The 17080-nt window shown below is 70.8% G+C and carries 15 protein-coding genes and 1 pseudogene; 11 read left to right on the forward strand and 5 right to left on the reverse strand.

Going from position 1 to position 17080, the window contains the following annotated elements:
• A partial coding sequence (locus QR77_RS04125; protein ID WP_063797994.1) for a glutamate--cysteine ligase occupies nt 1-815 on the reverse strand: 815 nt, incomplete at its 3' end.
• A gap of 204 nt (nt 816-1019) precedes the next feature.
• Between QR77_RS04125 and QR77_RS04130 the strand changes: the two genes are divergently transcribed.
• Nucleotides 1020-2018: an iron-containing redox enzyme family protein gene (locus QR77_RS04130; RefSeq protein ID WP_040027282.1), complete on the forward strand. Its 999-nt coding sequence runs from the start codon at nt 1020-1022 to the stop codon at nt 2016-2018.
• A 185-nt stretch (nt 2019-2203) separates the two neighbouring features.
• The gene (locus tag QR77_RS04135; protein ID WP_063797995.1) at nt 2204-3487 is read left to right on the forward strand and encodes a sialidase family protein; all 1284 of its coding nucleotides are present in this window, start codon (nt 2204-2206) and stop codon (nt 3485-3487) included.
• On the opposite strand, the gene QR77_RS04140 is transcribed toward QR77_RS04135, so the two are convergent.
• Complete coding sequence (locus QR77_RS04140) at nt 3403-3888, reverse strand: MSMEG_6728 family protein (protein ID WP_040019724.1); 486 nt, start codon at nt 3886-3888, stop codon at nt 3403-3405. The genes QR77_RS04135 and QR77_RS04140 overlap by 85 nt on opposite strands.
• A 296-nt stretch (nt 3889-4184) precedes the next feature.
• On the opposite strand from QR77_RS04140, the gene pgm reads away from it, so the two are divergent.
• The 3 genes from pgm to QR77_RS04155 all read left to right on the forward strand — a co-directional run bounded on the left by pgm (nt 4185) and on the right by QR77_RS04155 (nt 8267).
• A complete protein-coding gene (gene pgm, locus QR77_RS04145; protein ID WP_040019725.1) occupies nt 4185-5825 on the forward strand; it encodes a phosphoglucomutase (alpha-D-glucose-1,6-bisphosphate-dependent) in 1641 nt (546 codons plus the stop codon).
• Nucleotides 5826-6014: 189 nt separating this feature from the next.
• Nucleotides 6015-7253: a carbohydrate-binding protein gene (locus QR77_RS04150; protein ID WP_040019726.1), complete on the forward strand. Its 1239-nt coding sequence runs from the start codon at nt 6015-6017 to the stop codon at nt 7251-7253.
• A gap of 132 nt (nt 7254-7385) precedes the next feature.
• A complete protein-coding gene (locus QR77_RS04155) occupies nt 7386-8267 on the forward strand; it encodes an LLM class F420-dependent oxidoreductase (RefSeq protein WP_040019727.1) in 882 nt (293 codons plus the stop codon).
• Nucleotides 8268-8324: 57 nt separating this feature from the next.
• Here the strand turns inward: QR77_RS04155 and QR77_RS48235 are convergent, their stop codons facing one another.
• Entirely contained in the window at nt 8325-9293 is a 969-nt protein-coding gene (locus tag QR77_RS48235; RefSeq protein ID WP_236711053.1) for a hypothetical protein, read from the reverse strand.
• A 326-nt stretch (nt 9294-9619) separates the two neighbouring features.
• Here QR77_RS48235 and QR77_RS04165 point away from each other — a divergent pair, with 326 nt between their 5' ends.
• From QR77_RS04165 to QR77_RS04180, 4 genes are all read left to right on the forward strand, one after another.
• On the forward strand, nt 9620-10078 hold the full coding sequence (locus QR77_RS04165; protein ID WP_040019728.1) for an Asp23/Gls24 family envelope stress response protein: 459 nt from the start codon (nt 9620-9622) through the stop codon (nt 10076-10078).
• A 58-nt stretch (nt 10079-10136) separates the two neighbouring features.
• A complete protein-coding gene (locus tag QR77_RS46495; protein ID WP_052488521.1) occupies nt 10137-10727 on the forward strand; it encodes a hypothetical protein in 591 nt (196 codons plus the stop codon).
• A 7-nt stretch (nt 10728-10734) separates the two neighbouring features.
• Nucleotides 10735-11607 (forward strand): SRPBCC family protein, encoded by an 873-nt coding sequence (locus tag QR77_RS04175; protein WP_040019730.1) that lies wholly within the window; start codon nt 10735-10737, stop codon nt 11605-11607.
• 197 nt (nt 11608-11804) lie between these two features.
• On the forward strand, nt 11805-13985 hold the full coding sequence (locus QR77_RS04180; protein WP_078876473.1) for a discoidin domain-containing protein: 2181 nt from the start codon (nt 11805-11807) through the stop codon (nt 13983-13985).
• A 145-nt stretch (nt 13986-14130) separates the two neighbouring features.
• Here the strand turns inward: QR77_RS04180 and QR77_RS04185 are convergent, their stop codons facing one another.
• The gene (locus QR77_RS04185) at nt 14131-15111 is read right to left on the reverse strand and encodes an SMP-30/gluconolactonase/LRE family protein (RefSeq protein ID WP_052488522.1); all 981 of its coding nucleotides are present in this window, start codon (nt 15109-15111) and stop codon (nt 14131-14133) included.
• Between the two features lie 155 nt (nt 15112-15266).
• Entirely contained in the window at nt 15267-15941 is a 675-nt protein-coding gene (locus tag QR77_RS04190; RefSeq protein WP_040019731.1) for an HAD family hydrolase, read from the reverse strand.
• Between the two features lie 219 nt (nt 15942-16160).
• Between QR77_RS04190 and QR77_RS04195 the strand changes: the two genes are divergently transcribed.
• Together QR77_RS04195 and QR77_RS04200 are read left to right on the forward strand one after the other, a co-directional pair.
• Entirely contained in the window at nt 16161-16613 is a 453-nt protein-coding gene (locus QR77_RS04195; RefSeq protein ID WP_173476270.1) for a nuclear transport factor 2 family protein, read from the forward strand.
• Nucleotides 16614-16695: 82 nt separating this feature from the next.
• Nucleotides 16696-17080 (forward strand): annotated as a pseudogene (locus QR77_RS04200) (apolipoprotein N-acyltransferase); the annotation flags it as partial.

Consider the following 17080-nt stretch of genomic DNA (forward strand, 5'->3'; position numbering starts at 1 on the left):
CCCACGCCCACCGGCGCCGCAGGCCGGCCGGCGCGCCACTCGCGCGCCGCCGTCTCGACCAGCCCGCGCACCAGGGCCGCCAGAAGCACCGTGGTGGACGCGTCGAGGCAGACGTCGGCCACCCGTATCTCGACGGTGGGGTACGTGTCCGAGAGCCGGGCGTCGAAGTAGATCATCCCCTTGTCGCGCAACACGCCGGTGCCGACCATGGCGTCGACTTGCTCGTGGTAGTGGCCCGCGGTGCCGAAGATCCCGACAGGTCCCGCCGAAGGCCAGCGTCCCCAGACCCGGCTGCGGTAGCTGCTGTACCCGCTGTCCTTGCCCTGCCAGAAGGGTGAGTTGGTGCTCAGCGCGAGCAGCACCGACAGCCAGGGGCGGATGCGGTCGAGGACGGCGACGCCCTCGTCGTCCGACTCGACGGACACATGGACATGGCAGCCGCAGGTGAGCTGTTCCTGGGTGGTCAGGCCGAACTGCTCTTCCAGCCAGCGGTAGCGCTCGCCCGCGTTGAGCGACGGGCTGACCGGCAGCGGGGAGGTCGCCAGGGCGACCACCCTGGCGCCGAAACGGTCCGCGTGGTCCATGGCCTCCTCACGGCAGCGCACGATCTCGGCCGCGAGTTCCGCCATCCGGGTCTGCGGATGCGTGGCGAACTCCAACTGCTGCCCGTGCAGCTCCTTCTCGAAGACATGGTCCTCGACCTCCCCCACCGCCGCCTGGTCGGCGGCACCCAGCACCGCCGCCGACAGCGCCCGTGGCTCACCCGTTCCGGCGTCCACCAGGAGGAGTTCCTCCTCCACCCCCACACTGCGCACGCGGTACCTCCGTATGTCCGTTTCCGTGGTCGCGGGGCCGGGAGCCTCAAGGCCCCACTCCGCCCCGCCGTGTCCCCGCCCTGTACCCCCGCTCCCGGCGTGGATGCCTGGCAGCGGGTCCGGCCGCATGATTACGCGCGCACGCCTTGGGCACGCATCAGACACATCTCGCACAAGAAGGGGCGTATCCCACTCGTGAGCACCATCGCAGTCGTACAGAGGGAACCGGAACTCCCCGTCAGCAGGGGCCAGCTCTCGGCGGGCGTCATCGCCTACCTGCGGGGCGAGGGAGCACTGCCGCCGGCCGCCCTCGCCGCCCTGGCCGCCGGGGCGGATCCGTACGGGGACGATCTCCAACTCGCGCTGTACATCTGCTACGAGCTGCACTACCGGGGCTTCGAAGGGGTCCCGGCCGCGCAGGAGTGGGATCCGGACCTGCTGCGCGTACGGGCCCTGCTGGAGCGGCGCTTCCTGGACGCGCTGCGCGCCGACGCCACCCGCCACGAGCGGGTGCCGGACGCCCTGGCCGAGCTGCTCGTCGAGCCCGTCGAGGGGTCCGGCGTATCCCATTTCCTGCGGGACGACGGCGCGTTGTGGCACCTGCGGGAGTACGCGGTGCAGCGCTCGCTCTACCACCTCAAGGAGGCCGACCCGCACGCCTGGGTGCTGCCGCGCCTGTGGGGCAGGGCCAAGGCGGGCATGGCGGCGGTGGAGTTCGACGAGTACGGCGGCGGCAGCGCGGAGCGGGTGCACGCGCGGCTGTTCGCCGATCTCATGGCGGACCTCGGCCTGAACACGTCGTACGGGCACTATCTCGACGAGGGCTCCGCCGAGATGCTGGCCACCGTCAACCTCATGTCGCTCTTCGGCCTGCACCGGGCGCTGCGCGGCGCGCTGGTCGGCCACTTCGCCGCGGTCGAGATCGCCTCCTCCCCCGGGTCCCGGCGCCTCGCCGAGGCGATGGGGCGTACGGGCGCCGGGCCGGCGGCGGTGTTCTTCTACCGCGAGCACGTCGAGGCGGACGCTGCGCACGCGCGGGTGGTCCGCAGGGAGGTCGTCGACGGGCTGCTGGAGGAGGAGCCGCACCTCGCCTCCGACATCGCCTTCGGTATCGACGCGACCGGATATCTGGAGGGACGGCTCGCCCGCCGGCTGCTCGGGGCGTGGCGGACGGGCACCTCGTCGCTGCGGGCCCTGGCCTGAGACGTACGGGCATCGCGGTTCGGGCATCGCGGTACGGGCGGGGCGGTACGGGCGACACGGCACCGCGCGCGTGGCGGTCGGCGACACGGGTTGTTTGTGCCGTTATCTTCCCTTCGGGTATTCGTATGCCGGGTATCCGTATGCCGGTTATCCGCATGCGCACACCGCGCGGGCCGAGGGAAGCGATGACACACCGTCCTGCCACGACCGGCCGACCGCCGGGGCTCCGTCCGATCGCGGGCGCCGGCCTCGCGCTGCTGCTGACGGTGGCGCCGCTCAGCGGGCTCCCGGTCGCGCGCGCCGCCGCACCGGGCCCCCGGGACGCGCCGTGCGCGGCGTCCGAGCCGTACCGGTCGGGGACCTCCGGCTACCACACGTTCCGTATCCCGGCCGCGCTCCAGGTGCCGGGCGGTGCGCTGCTGGCCTTCGCCGAGGGGCGGCGGAACTCGGCGGCCGACGACGGTGACATCGATCTGGTGCTGCGGCGCTCGTTCGACGGCGGCTGTACGTGGGAGCCGCTCCAGGTGGTCGCCGACGCGGGCGCCGACACGGCGGGCAACCCCGTGCCCGTGATCGACCCGTACAGCGGGGACGTGGTGCTGCTGTCCTGCCGGACGATCGCCGGGGCGACCGAGGGACAGATCCGTACGGGTGCGGTCGCCTCCTCGACGCGCCGGGTCTACGTACAGCGCAGCGCGGACGGCGGCGGGCACTTCTCGGCGCAGGAGGACATCACCGCTTCGGTCAAACCGGCGGACTGGCGCTGGTACGCGACGGGCCCCGGTCACGCGGTGGCGCTGCGGTCGGGGCCGCACCGGGGCCGGCTGCTGGCGCCCGGGAACCACAGCTCGGCACGCACGGGGCACGACGGCGCGCACTCCCTGCTGAGCGACGACGGCGGGCGCAGTTGGCGGGTCGGGTACGACACCAGCGCGTCCGGCGGTATGCCGACGCTCAACGAGAGCACCCTCGCCGAACTGCCCGACGGCCGTGTCTACATCAGCTCCCGTGACCACGACTCCGCGACGCAGGGGGCGCGCGCCGACGCGTACAGCGCGGACGGCGGCGGCAGCCTGTCGGTGCCGTTCCGGCCCCAGCCGGGGATCGCGGGGCCGGCCGTGGAGGGCAGTGTGTTCCAGGTGCCGGGCAGGCGGGGCGAGGCTCCCCTGCTGTACTCCGGCCCTTCCGATCCGAAGGACCGGCGCGGGATGCAGGTACGGATCAGCGAGGACGACGGCGCGTCGTGGCGGCCGTGGTGGACGGTCTCGGAGGATCCGGCCGCGTATTCGGACCTGGTGGAGACGGCATCGGGCGCGGTCGGCCTGCTGTACGAGACGGGACCGCTGACGTACCACGACACCATCCGCTTCGTGCTGGTCCCGGATCAGGCGCCCTCCGCCCGCTCGCGGTCGGAGGCGGGCCATACGTACGGCAGGTCGTCCGGCACGCCGGGGAACAGCGCGCCGTAGAAGTCCGGGTCCTTGCGGAACAGCGCGGAGCGGTGGCTGCGGTGGAAGCCGGCGTCGCCCAGCCAGGGCGGCAGATCGCCGGCCGCCGCGAGTTCGTCCTGGATACGGACGGCGGCGCCGGAGCGGCGCGTGGCGTCGGTGAAGCCGGCGAGCAGGGAGGCGGCGCACGTGTCGCTCCGGCCTGCCGCCGTCCACACCCGGCAGACCTCCAGGCCGTACCGGACCAGCGCCTCCTCGTACCCCGTCCACATGCGCACGGCCGGGTGGTGGCGCCAGCCGTACCCCGGCACGATCAGGCCGCGCAGCACCTGGAGCGCCTCGACGCGCTGTTTGCCGAGCCTGCGTGCGTCGAGTGCTCCGGCTGATTCGGCGAACCCGGGGAACGGAAGGAAGGTCTGCATACGGGGATGCCTACCGCGCGCGGCGGCGCACCACCCGGGCCAGGACTCGTTTTCGGTCCTGGTCCTGGTCCTGGTCCTGGTCCCGGTTTCGGCGCGTGCGGAGACCGCGGGTGACTGACGTCTCGTGAGATCCGCCGCGGGCCGCGGATGCCCCGGCGGTCCCGGGGCATGCCTGCATGGGGGGTGGCGGCGGCGGGGCACCCACGGGCCTCGTCCACCACCCGGGAAGATAAGCGGACGAGCTGAGGGCGACTGGCGACAGCAGATCGCCCTGACCGATGTGGAGGAGTGGGCAGATGCCGCACGAACGAGCGGGACAGCCGGCCCGGCCGGAGGATCTCACCGATGTCGCCCGGCTGGTGACCGCGTACTACGCGCTCCACCCGGACCTGGACGACCCGGGCCAGCGTGTCGCGTTCGGGACGTCGGGGCACCGGGGGTCGTCCCTGGCCACCGCGTTCAACGAGGACCACATCCTCGCGACCAGCCAGGCGATCTGCGAGTACCGGGCGGGACAGGCAACCGACGGGCCGCTCTTCCTCGGAGCCGACACGCACGCGCTGTCGGAGCCGGCGCGGGTCAGCGCGCTTGAGGTGTTCGCGGCGAACGGCGTGACCGTGCTCATCGACAGCGCCGACGGCTACACGCCGACGCCCGCGGTGTCGCACGCGATCATCACCCACAACCGTGGCCGCAGGTCGGGCCTCGCCGACGGGGTGGTGGTCACTCCGTCCCACAATCCGCCGGGCGACGGCGGGTTCAAGTACAACCCGCCGAGCGGCGGCCCTGCGGGGTCCGAGGCGACGGGGTGGATCCAGGACCGGGCGAACGAGATCATCGCCGGCGGTCTCAAGGACGTACGCCGGGCGACATACGCCCGCGCGCTGTCCGCCTCCACCACCGGGCGCTACGACTTCCTCGGCGCCTACGTGGCGGACCTGCCGTCCGTACTCGATCTGGACGCGGTGCGCGCGGCCGGCATCCGGATCGGCGCGGATCCGCTGGGCGGTGCCTCCGTCGCGTACTGGGGCCGTATCGCCGAGCAGCACCGTCTCGACCTGACCGTGGTCAATCCGCTGGCCGACCCGACCTGGCGGTTCATGACGCTGGACTGGGACGGCAAGATCCGGATGGACTGCTCGTCGCCGTACGCGATGGCGTCCCTGATCGACAAGCGCGACCTCTACCAGATCGCCACCGGCAACGACGCGGACGCCGACCGGCACGGCATCGTCACCCCCGACGCCGGTCTGATGAATCCCAACCACTATCTCGCCACCGCCATCGGGTACTTGTACGCGCACCGCGAGCAGTGGCCGGCGGGGGCGGGGATCGGCAAGACGCTGGTGTCGTCCGGGATGATCGACCGGGTCGCCGCCGATCTCGGCCGCCGGCTGGTCGAAGTACCCGTCGGCTTCAAGTGGTTCGTGGACGGGCTGGTCGACGGATCGCTCGGCTTCGGCGGCGAGGAGTCGGCCGGGGCGTCCTTCCTGCGGCGTGACGGCTCGGTGTGGACCACCGACAAGGACGGCATCATCCTGGCGCTGCTCGCCTCCGAGATCCTCGCGGTCACCGGCCGTTCGCCCTCCGAGCACTACGCCGCGCTCACCGAGCGCTTCGGGGAGCCGGCGTACGCCCGGATCGACGCGCCCGCCACCCGGGAGGAGAAGGCGGTCCTGGCCAAGCTCTCGCCGGAGCAGGTCAGTGCCGACAGCCTCGCTGGGGAACCGGTCACCGCGGTGCTCACCGAGGCGCCCGGCAACGGCGCCGCCATCGGCGGCATCAAGGTCACCACGGAGAACGCGTGGTTCGCCGCGCGCCCTTCGGGCACCGAGGACGTCTACAAGATCTACGCCGAGTCGTTCCTCGGGGCGGACCACCTCGGCCGGGTTCAGGAGGAGGCGAAGGCCGTGGTGTCTGCGGCGCTGGGGAGTTGAGCGCGGAAGAAGTGGGTGTAAGGCTCAACACGCCTCTGTACGTGGGGAGTTGAGCACGGGGGCGCTCTCGGAACGGGTCGGCGGCATGCCAAAGATTCCCTAATGGTCTAGTCCAAGTCATTGACGTGAACGCGCCGCCGTCCAATTCTGGGAGCGCCTCCCTCCCCACTCCCCCCAGGAGACCTGGACATGAGACGTCTTCGTGCTCTCCTCAGCGCAGCGGCCACCGCCGCGCTGGCGACCGTCGGCCTCACCGCGTTCTCCGGCGGCCAAGCGGCCGGGGCGACCTCGGACGCGGCTGCCCTCAGCAACCGCTGGTACGCGGCCGCGCCGTATCTGATGCCCCTCGACAACGACCCGCCGAGCGCCACCGCCATCATGGACGCCACCGGGCTCAAGGCGTTCCAGCTCGCCTTTGTCCTGGCGCCCAACGGCGGCGGGTGCAGCCCGACATGGGGCGGTACCGCGCCGGTGTCGTCGGACACGGCGGTCGGCGCCGTCATCGACGCCGTACGGGCCAAGGGCGGAGACGTATCGGTCTCCATCGGCGGCTACGGCGGTACGAAGCTCGGCCAGGCCTGCTCCGACTCGGCGGCCACGGCAGCCGCTTACCAGCAGGTCATCACCAAGTACAAGCTCAAGGCGATCGACTTCGACCTCGAAGAGCCGGAGTACGAGAACACGGCGGCCGTCTCGCACGAGATCGGCGCGGCCAAGATCCTCCAGCAGAACAACCCGGGGTTGTACGTCTCGGTCACCACGGCGGGGACGGCCGACGGCACCGGGTGGTTCGGCAAGCAGATGCTCCTGGAGGCCAAGGCGCAGGGCTTCACCCCCAACAACTTCTCCATCATGCCGTTCGACGGCGGCTTCAACGGCGCGGCGTCCCAGACCGGCGCGCTGACGAACTTCAACTCGATTCTCCAGTCCACCTTCGGCTGGAGCGCGGCCACCGCCTACGCCCATGAGGGCTTCTCGGGGATGAACGGCCGCAGCGACACCGGTGAGTACTTCAGCCAGACGGACTTCCAGACCGTTCTCGACTACGCGACCGGCCATGGCATGGACCGCTTCACGTTCTGGTCGCTCAACCGGGACCGCCAGTGCTCGCCGCCGGACAACGGGACGACGTCGGGGACGTGCAGCAGCGTTCCGCAGACGTCCTGGGACTTCGCCAAGTACTCCGTGAAGTTCGCCGGCGCGACCCCGCCGACCGCACCGCCCACCTCACCTCCCACCTCGCCGCCCACCACCCCGCCCGGCGGCGGCACCTGCACGGCGGCCGCGTGGAGCGGCAGCGCGGTGTACACGGCGGGCAACGAGGTCTCCCACGCCGGCCACACCTGGAAGGCCAAGTGGTGGACGCAGAACGAGGAGCCGAGCGCCGCGAACACCTGGGGCGCGTGGCAGGACGAGGGCGCCTGCTGACGGCCGGGTCGCTGAACCCGGCCCGCTGAATCCGGCCCGCTGAGCCCGCCCGTTCCGATCCCGGGCGGGTTCAGCGGCATCCCGGGAATAAACCTCGGAATAAGCCGAGGCAGGGCGGCGGTTTCGCTCTGCATGACCTCTGATGATCAGGAACGATTCGGCAGCATCGGTATCTGGAGCTCCGCCCTGCACGCGCCGGGGGACGCCGGTCCCGCAGCGGTCGCCGAGGCCGTGGCCGAGCTGGACGAGCTGGGGTACGGCACGATCTGGGTCGGCGGCAGCCCCTCGGTGGCGCAGGTCCGCCCGGTGATCGACGCGAGCAGCCGGATCACCGTCGCGACCGGCATCATGAGCATCTGGCAGCACGAGGCAGCGGCGGTGGCCGCACAACTCGCCGAGCTGGAGAAGGATGCTCCCGGCAGGTTCGTGCTGGGTCTCGGCGTCAGCCACGACGCGATGACCCCGCAGTACGCCCGCCCCTACTCGGCGATGGTCGACTATCTCGACGCGCTGGACGCCGCGCCCGTCCCGGTGCCCGCCTCGCGGCGCCTGCTGGCCGCGCTCGGCCCGAAGATGCTGCGGCTGGCCGCCGAGCGCTCGCTCGGCGCCCACCCGTACCTGGTCACCGTGGAGCACACGGCGCAGGCACGTGAGGGCCTCGGCCCGGACGCGCTGCTGGCGCCCGAGCTGATGGTCGTCCTCGACACGGACCTCGACCGGGCCCGCACCACCGCCCGTACCACCCTCGGCAGGTACCTCGCGCTGCCGAACTACACCGGGAACCTGCTGCGGCTCGGCTTCACCGAGGACGACTTCGCGGGCGGGGGCAGCGAGCGCCTCCTCGACGCGCTGTTCGCGCTCGGCGATGCGGAGACGGCCGTCGCGCGGGTCGACGCGTACCGCGGCGCGGGCGCGGACCACGTGGCGCTCCAGGTGCTGACGGCCGAGGACGGGCAGAACGGCCTTCCGCGCGCCGAGTGGCGCGCGCTGGCGTCGGCCCTGTCGCTGAAGTGAGCTGACGGAAACGAAGTGAGCTGACAGAAACACCGGAGGGACCGCGGGCGGGAGGGCTCAGGACGAGCGTTCCCGCCTGTGTGCCGCCCGGCGCCGGGATGTACGTTCGTCGGCGTCGGAGCGGGTGTGCCTGCGCCTCTCCGTGTAGGCGGTCGGCGGCTTCTGCCTGCCGCCGCCGGAGCGGGTCGTGGCCTCCGTGGTGCCCTCTATGGCCTCACCCGCCTCCTCGCGGACGTCGCCGGCGGTCTCCGCCGCCTTCCCGCCGACGTCGCCAGCGGTCTCGGTGGCCTCTTCGCCGACCTTGCCCGCGGTCTCGGTGGCCTCCTTGCCGACCTTGCCCGCGGTCTCGGTGGCCTCCTTGCCGACCTTGCCCGCGGTCTCGGTGGCCTCCTTGCCGACCTTGCCCGCGGTCTCGGTAGCCTCCTTGCCGGCCTTGCCAACAGTCTCCGCCGCCTCGTCGCCGACGTCCTCGACGGCTTCGCCCGCGCCACGGCCCACGTCACCCACGGCCCCGCCGGCTCCTTCGCCCACATCCTCGACAGCGTCACCGGCGCCCCGGCCCACGTCCTCGACGGCTCCACGCGCCCCGCGGCCGACCTCCCCGACGGCCTCTCCCGCGCCGCTTCCGACGTCTTCGACCGCCTCCCCGGCACCATGGCCGAGTTCCCCGACCGCCTCGCTCGCCCCGCTGCCCACCTTGTCGACGGCGCCCCCCACACCGCGTGTCACCTGCTCCAGAATCTGGGGGTTCCGGTCGATCGTCGTCAGGACGCGGTTGACGATCGCTGCCACGTTATGGAGGCGGACCTTGAGCTGCGCCTGCGCCTCCACGCCTTTGATATCGAGCTGCACACGTCCGAGTTCGACGTCGGCCCCGACATTCAGCTTCAGCAGATCGAGCACTTCGGCCTGGAGGGACACCCTGGCCCGCAGATCCTCGACCTCAAGATCGATCTCCTCGATGTTCAGGATCGGAACATCGAGGAAGACGTCCGGGGCCTCGTCCGCGACCTCGGCGTCCGACATCTGTTCCTCAACCAACTCCCCTTCAGCCGGCGGGCCTTCGCGGCTGTCGGACCGCGTGTCGTCGTCGTCCTCGAAGTCGTCGTACGGCTCTTCGGCGTTCTGGGCGTCGCCCATGCTGCCCCCACTTCCTCAATCGCTTGAATCAGTCGGTTACCTCTGATGGTGCCACATTTTGGCTAATGATCACCCGAATGGCGACATACGCCCATCTCCCGCAGAGTGGGATATGAGGAGCGGCCGGGAGGGCCAACCTCCGGTCGGACAAAACTCATTTCCGGCGGCCTCGACCGAGGCGCCGAGAGCCTTCCAAGAGGAACGGGTCCGTCATGACAACCAGCCAATCCACGGGGACCGGGACGGGTATGTCCACCGGCAAGAACAACGGGGTGAAGGGCACCACGACCATCGCCGACTCCGTCGTCTCGACCATCGCCGGTATAGCCGCGCGCGAGGCGACCGGCGTGTACGCGATGGGCAGCGGCGTGTCCCGGACCATCGGGGCCATGCGCGACAAGGTGTCCAGCTCGGACGATCCCACGCGGGGCGTGAAGGTCGAGGTCGGGGAGAAGCAGGCAGCGGTCGATCTCGGAATCGTCATCGAGTACGGCACGCCGATCTCCCAGGCCGCCGACGACATCCGGTCCAATGTCTCCGACAGCGTGGAGACCATGACGGGCCTGGAGATCGCCGAGGTCAACGTAAGCGTCCTCGACGTGCACATCCCCGGTTCCGACGACGACGGAGACGGCGGCAAGGCATCAGCGGACGATTCACGCGTGCAGTGACAGCGGGTCCCCGTGACGAGCGGGACTCCGTACCTGCACGAGCGAAGGTGGCGTACGCATGAACGCAGACAAGACCGCTCTGGCCGCCGCAGTCGTCGGCGGCTACGTGCTGGGCCGTACGAAGAAGGGCAAGCTCGCCGTGACCGCGGTGACCTTCCTGGTGGGCAGGCGACTCGGCGGACCCCGCCAACTCGCCGCCGAGGGGATGCGCCGCATCGGCGAAGTCCCACAAGTCGCCGATCTGGGGCAGCAGATACGTAACGAGGGCCTCGACGCCGCCCGTAACGCCGTGACCGCGGTCGCGGGCCGCCGGGTGGGCGCCCTGGCCGACAAGGTCAGCAGCCGTGCGGCCGGCCTCGCCGGCAAGGACCAGGGCGACGAGGGCGACGAGGACGAGGCGCAGGACGAGGCTGAGGGCGAAGAGCCAGAAGAGGAGCCCGAGGAGGAGCCCGAGGACGACCGCGACGAAGAAGCCTACGAGGAGCCCCCGAGGCACCACCGGCGCGGTCGCAACTCGGAGACCAGGGCTCCCGCGAAGAAGACGGCGAAGAAGGCGGTACCGGCCAAGAAGGCAGCCGCGAAGAAGACGGCTCCCGAACCCGGGAAACCGCCCAGGAACGCCCCGCAGCGCGGCGAGAGGCGGAGGTGACCGGACCATGCCCAAGACGGACCAGATGGTCTCCGAAATTGCCAGCATGGCGCTCGACCGCCTGCGCAAGGAACTTTCACGCTACGTGAGCGGCAAGGTGGAGCAAGTCGCGGGTAAGGCGGGCGACAAGCTGACCAACGTCACCGAGAAGCTGACGAACGTCGCCGAAAACGGCGGGAAACCCTCCGCTCCCGATTCGAGTTCCGACGACGCCGATCCGGACTCGGGTCAGGACGGCGGCGGGACGGGTATCAAGGCGGGTGACCCCAAAGTGACAAGCGTGATCGAAGTCTTGGACGTGGGGGTGCCGTTGCGTACCGCCTACGACCACTGGACCCAGTACGAGGACTTCAGCGATTTCACCAAGGGCGTGCGTGACGTGTCGTCGGACGAGGACGGGACGACGCAGTGGCACACCAAGATCGCTTTTTCGAACCGCAATTTCGAAGCGACCGTGCAGGAACAGGTACCTGACGACCGCATCGTGTGGACCTCGGAAGGAGCGAAGGGCACCACAAAAGGTGCGGTGAGCTTCCATGAGCTGACGCCGACGCTGACCCGCATCGTGCTTGTCATCGAGTACACGCCGGCCGGATTCTTCGAGAAGACCGGCAACCTGTGGCGCGCCCAAGGCAGGCGGATTCGCCTGGACTTCAAGCATTTCCAGCGCTACGTCACGCTCACCGACGAAGATCCCGAGGGCTGGCGCGGGGAGATCCGGGACGGAGAAGTCGTCCGTACGCACGAGGAGGCCATGGACGAGGAGGAACGGGACGAGGACGACGACCGGGAGGACGACAACGAGGACGGCGAGGACGACAACGAGAACGAGAACGACGAGAGCGACGGCGACGAGGACGAGGACGACGAGGACAAGTAGGAAGCGCGCCTCCCCGCCGGCACGGGCGTCCGCACCACGGTGCGGGCGCCCGCCGCGCTGTCAAACAATGAACTGATCATTGCCCCACGTACCGGATCACGTTCAACTTCTTGACGTGTCGGCAACAACGCCGTAATCATCTGCTCACCCAGAGAGCGCTCTCTCGGGATTGGGATCGGCGACTACAAGGAGACGCCATGTCCGGCAGTCCTCCCCTCTCTGCTCCTCGGCAGAGACGAACACTCATCTTCGCGCTCGTCGCCGCGGTCATCGCGAGCCTGGCGATCGCCTTCACGGGCAGCACTCCCGTCCAGGCCGCCGGGACCCTGCTGTCGCAGGGCAAGACGGCGACCGCGTCCTCGACGGAGAACGCCGGCACCCCGGCGTCCGCCGCGGTCGACGGCGACGCGGGGACGCGGTGGTCCAGCGGGACCGGTGACCCGCAGTGGGTCCAGATAGATCTCGGCGCCACCTCTTCCATCACCCAGGTCGCCCTCAACTGGGAAGCCGCGTACGCCAAGGCCTTCCAGATCCAGACGTCGGCCGACGGCACCACCTGGAAGAGCATCTACACGACCACCGCGGGCCCCGGCGGGAAGCAGACGCTCGACGTCACGGGCTCCGGCCGGTACGTCCGGGTGTACGGCACCCAGCGGGCCACCCAATTCGGTTACTCCCTCTGGGAGTTCCAGGTCTTCGGCAGCTCCGGGTCGAGCGGCGCCGGCTGTAGCCAGACCAACGCGGCCCTGAACCAGCCCGCCACCTCGTCCTCGACGGAGAACGCCGGCACCCCGGCCTCGGCCGCCGTCGACGGCAACACCGGCACCCGCTGGTCCAGTGCGCCCGGCGACCCCCAGTGGCTCCAGGTCGACCTCGGCTCGGTGCAGAGCCTGTGCGGCGCGCAGCTCAACTGGGAGTCGGCGTACGCGAAGGCGTACGAGATCCAGACCTCGACCAACGGCACCACCTGGACCACCGTGCACTCCACCACCACGGGTCCCGGCGCCACCGAGCTGATCACCTTCACCGGCTCGGGACGCTACGTACGCGTGTACGGCACCCAGCGCGCGACGCAGTACGGCTACTCGCTCTGGGAGTTCCAGGTCTTCACCACCGGCGGCACCGGCACCGACCCCGGCGACGACGACCCGCCCCCCGGTGACTCGGTCCTGCTCTCGTACAACAAGCCGGCCACCGCCTCCACCTTCCAGGACAGCCCCAACTGCTCCGGCTGCACCCCGGCCAAGGCGCTCGACCACGACCCCGCCACCCGCTGGGCGACCAGTGACACCAACGGCTGGGTGGACCCGGGCTGGATCCGCGTCGACCTGGGCGCGACCGCCCAGATCAAGCAGGTCGTCCTCCAGTGGGACCCCGCGTACGCCACCGCGTACCAGATCCAGACCTCGGCCGACGGCAACAACTGGACGAGCATCTACTCCACCACGACCGGCAAGGGCTTCAAGGAGACTCTGAACGTCAACGGCTCGGGCCGTTACGTCCGGATGTACGGCACGGCGCGCTCCAGCGCGTACGGCTACTCGCTGTGGACGTTCGACGTGTACGGCACCGGCGGCAGCCCCACGGCCCCGCCCGCCCAGCCGCCGAACCCGCACAACCCGCCGAGCCTGGTGTGGAGCGACGAGTTCAACGGCGCCGCGGGTTCGACGCCCGACCCGAACAAGTGGACCGTCGAGACCGGTCCCGGGGTCAACAACGAGCTGGAGTACTACACCAACAACAAGAACGCCACGATGGACGGCAACGGCTCGCTCAACATCGAGCTGCGCAAGGAGGCCACGCCTGGCTCCGCCTGCCCGCCCGACCCGCTGACCGGCTCCACCACCTGCCAGTACACCTCGGGCCGGCTCAACACCTCGGACCACTTCAACTTCACCTACGGCCATGTCGAGGCTCGGATCAAGGTGTCGGGCACGAAGGGTCTGTGGCCGGCGTTCTGGCTGCTCGGTTCGAACTTCAAGACCGGCACACCGTGGCCCAACAGCGGTGAGATCGACATCATGGAGCACGTCGGCAAGCAGGCCGACACGGTCTACTCGACGCTCCACGCGCCCGCCTACAACGGCGGAGGCGGCTTCGGCGCCCCGTACACCGTCGCCGGAACCGACTTCGCGAGCGCGTACCACACGTACGCCGTGGACTGGGACTCCACGCATATGACCTTCACGGTCGACGGCAAGGCCTTCTTCACGGTGGAGCGGGCCACGCTGGAGCAGACGAAGGGTCCCTGGGTGTACGACCACCCGTTCTTCATCATCCTCAACAACGCGATCGGCGGCGATTTCCCGGGTCCCCCGGACGCCTCGACCACCTTCCCGCAGAAGATGCTGATCGACTACGTGCGGGTCTCGCAGTAGTCACCCGGCACCGATCGCACAGGTTCAACAGCGTCGTCAAGACGTGAACGCGCCCGCACACGACACCCCACCGTGTGCGGGCGCACCTGTCGTACGGGCCTCCTGTCGTACGGGCCTCCTGTCTTACGGCCCACCCGGCGACCGGCTACCCGGCGGCCGGCCCGGCGAGCGGCGGAGGCGGGAGCGGGCAGACCGCGAGGCCGTTCTCCAGCAGACTGCCCATCACCAGGTGGCGGTCGCGTTCGCAGACGCTGGTGATCATGCGGTACGGGGACCTGCGGCGCCGCAGGTCGTGGACGACGCGGCCGTCGGTGGTGACCGCCATGGCGCCGGTCGTGCGCCTCGGTCCCGGCGGGTGCTTTCTGACGGCACGCCAGAGCGCCCGCCTGAACGCGGGGGACGTCGAGCGGTGCAGCAGGCTGAGGTAGGCCTCGCGGGGCGCGGCGATCGCGACCCAGAACAGGCCGCCGGCCCCCCTGGAGAGGTTGTCGGGAAAGCCCGGCAGGTCGTCGATGAGCGTGTCGGAATCGCCTGCCGTGGGGCCCGTGAGCCAGTACCGGGTGAGGCGGTAGGCCCCGCTCTCCACGACGACGGCGAAGGACTCGTCGGGGGCGAGCGCCAGGCCGTTGGCGAACTGGAGTCCGTCCAGGAGGACTTCGGGCTCACCACCGGGCCGCAGCCGCACGAGCTGTCCGGTGCCGGTGCGCTCCAGGATGTCGCCGACCCACTCGTCGAGCCCGTACCGGCGGCTCGACACGGTGAAGTAGACCGTGCCGTCGGCCGCTTCGACGACATTGCTCGGGAAGCGCAGGGGGACTCCCCCGATGTGGTCCGCGAGTACGTGAACGGATCCGTCGGCTGGGTCGACCCGTAACAGCCCGCGTAGCGCGTCGCAGACGAGCAGCCCACCGTCCGCGGTGACTTCGAGGCCGAGCGGCCTGCCTCCGGTGCGCGCGACCACCTCGTAGTGGTCGAGCCGTCCCTCGTCCGAGAGGGTCAGCCGTACGATCCGGCCGTCGGCGAGTCCGGCGAGCACCCGGCCCTCCGCGTCGACCACCACGTCCTCCGGGCCCTCGGCGTCGGCCGCCACCGTGGTCAGATCGGGCAGCGGCGGGGTCACCGGCATGTCGCCTCCAGGGCCGAACGGTCGGGTGCGGTCGGACGTGCCGGGTGCGGACGTCCGCGGTGCTGGCGTTCCGGGTGCGGTCGGGATGTCCGTTCTCCTTCTGCTTGCTCCGCCCGTATGTCCGTCAACCGTCCCGTCAACCGCCGACTTGCCCCTCAGCGTGTTTCCAGTTCGGCGAAGACACTCGTGTCGAGCCCGGCCAGCAGCCCGGTCGGGTCCTCGTACACGGCTCCCGCCCCCGCCGCCTCCAGCGCCGCGTGCGGGATGCCGCCCGAGAGCATGCCCACCGCGCGTACCCCCGCCCGCGAAGCGGCCCCCATGTCCCACACGCTGTCTCCGACGAACACCGCGTTCTCCGGCGGCACATCGGCCACCGACAGCGCGTGGTGCACCGGGTCGGGTGCGGGCTTGCCCGCCGCCACGTCGTCGGCGCTCGCGACCCCGGCGATGGCGTCCTCGGCGTCGATCGCCCGGCGCAGCGCCGCCAGCTCCGATCCGCCGGCCGAGGTCGCGAGGACGATCCGCCAGCCCCGGTCGGCCAGCGACCGCAGCAGGTCGCTCGCCGACTCCAGCGCGGGCAGCCGGTCGGCGTACGTCCCGTACAGCGCGGCGTGGGCCGCGCTGATCCCCGCGTCCTTGCCGCGGTCGCGCTCGTCACCGAGCAGGTGCGCCACGAGGTCGCCGCCCGTGAGGCCGATGGCCCGGTGGATCGCGGACATCGGCACGGTGTGCCCGGCCTGGCGGAACGCCTCCCACCACGCCGTCACATGGAGGTGGTTGGTGTCGACGAGTGTCCCGTCGACGTCGAACAGCGCCGCGCGCTTCGTCATCTGTGTCCCGCTCCCCTTCCGGTTCCGGGTGCCCGGTCCAGGTCCCGCCGCCACGGCTTGCGGAGCCCTGCCGGGCGTTCCCCCTGGAGGCTACGGAGCCCCGTGGGACTCCGTACACCGGGCGGGGCCGAACGGGTGACCGGTGTACCCGGGGCGGACGCGAGGCGCGCGCGGTGGCCGTACTTGGCCTGGGGGCCCCACTGCCGGACACTGAGCCGAATGACACAGCGTGTGGATCTCTCGACCGTGATGGACCGTCTGGCCATCGACGAGGTGGTGACCGGTTACGCGGTGGCCGTGGACGACGACGACTGGGGCGGGTTCCGGGCGCTGTTCACCCGGGAAGGCCGCGCCGACTACAGCGAGGCGGGCGGCATCGAGGGGACGGCCGACGAGGTCGCCGAGTGGCTCGCCGAATCAATGCGCCACTTCCCCGTCCGGCAGCACCTGATCGTCAACCGCCGGCTGCGCATCCAGGACCTCGGCGGCTACCCGGGCGACCGCGCCGAACTGGGGGCCGACTATCTGAATCCGTCGCGCTTCGAGTCCGGTGAGGACTTCATGAGCGGTGGCAGGTACACGTTCGATCTGCTGCGTTCGGACGCCGGATGGCGGCTGGACAAGGTCGCCGTGCACGAGAAGTGGCGGCGCGGCACCGGCCCGGCCGCCTGATCGTTTCCACCCCGCCGTGGCCGCTTCGGCCCCTCCCTCCGTGGGAAGGGACCGGGCGACGGCCAGGGCGAGGAGGCGCGGTATGCGGATCCAGGTCGGCCGGGGCGGGCCGTTCGAGTGGCGCCGGTGGATCGGCGCGCGTACGGCGTCCCCCTGGTGGCGCGGCGCTGCCGCCGTGGTGGCCGGCGCGCTGCCCGCTCTCGCCTTCCCCGCGCCGTCCCTGTGGTGGTTCGGGTACGGGGCGCTGGTCCCGTGGATGCTGCTCGTACGCTCAGCCCCCACCGGCCGCAGGGCCGCGCTGGACGGCTGGCTCGGTGGTCTCGGCTTCATGGTCGCCGTCCATCACTGGCTGATCCCGAGCCTCCATGTGTTCACCGTGGTACTCGCCGGGCTGCTGGGGCTGTTGTGGGCGCCCTGGGGCTGGCTGGTGCGCGCGACGCTCGGCGGCGCGCCGTCGGCGGGGCGCG

Origin of the sequence: Streptomyces sp. 150FB (assembly GCF_000818195.1) — a bacterium.
Taxonomy (GTDB): domain Bacteria; phylum Actinomycetota; class Actinomycetes; order Streptomycetales; family Streptomycetaceae; genus Streptomyces.

What these genes read in the sequence shown, in the direction of transcription:
- QR77_RS04140 (WP_040019724.1), bottom strand. Translation starts at nt 3,888, where the DNA reads ATGCAGACCTTCCTTCCGTTCCCCGGGTTCGCCGAATCAGCCGGAGCA.
- QR77_RS48235 (WP_236711053.1), bottom strand. Translation starts at nt 9,293, where the DNA reads ATGTCGGACGCCGAGGTCGCGGACGAGGCCCCGGACGTCTTCCTCGAT.
- QR77_RS04135 (WP_063797995.1), top strand. Translation starts at nt 2,204, where the DNA reads ATGACACACCGTCCTGCCACGACCGGCCGACCGCCGGGGCTCCGTCCG.
- QR77_RS04185 (WP_052488522.1), bottom strand. Translation starts at nt 15,111, where the DNA reads ATGCCGGTGACCCCGCCGCTGCCCGATCTGACCACGGTGGCGGCCGAC.
- QR77_RS04195 (WP_173476270.1), top strand. Translation starts at nt 16,161, where the DNA reads ATGACACAGCGTGTGGATCTCTCGACCGTGATGGACCGTCTGGCCATC.
- QR77_RS04180 (WP_078876473.1), top strand. Translation starts at nt 11,805, where the DNA reads ATGTCCGGCAGTCCTCCCCTCTCTGCTCCTCGGCAGAGACGAACACTC.
- QR77_RS46495 (WP_052488521.1), top strand. Translation starts at nt 10,137, where the DNA reads ATGAACGCAGACAAGACCGCTCTGGCCGCCGCAGTCGTCGGCGGCTAC.
- QR77_RS04175 (WP_040019730.1), top strand. Translation starts at nt 10,735, where the DNA reads ATGCCCAAGACGGACCAGATGGTCTCCGAAATTGCCAGCATGGCGCTC.
- QR77_RS04165 (WP_040019728.1), top strand. Translation starts at nt 9,620, where the DNA reads ATGACAACCAGCCAATCCACGGGGACCGGGACGGGTATGTCCACCGGC.
- pgm (WP_040019725.1), top strand. Translation starts at nt 4,185, where the DNA reads ATGCCGCACGAACGAGCGGGACAGCCGGCCCGGCCGGAGGATCTCACC.
- QR77_RS04190 (WP_040019731.1), bottom strand. Translation starts at nt 15,941, where the DNA reads ATGACGAAGCGCGCGGCGCTGTTCGACGTCGACGGGACACTCGTCGAC.
- QR77_RS04150 (WP_040019726.1), top strand. Translation starts at nt 6,015, where the DNA reads ATGAGACGTCTTCGTGCTCTCCTCAGCGCAGCGGCCACCGCCGCGCTG.
- QR77_RS04155 (WP_040019727.1), top strand. Translation starts at nt 7,386, where the DNA reads ATGACCTCTGATGATCAGGAACGATTCGGCAGCATCGGTATCTGGAGC.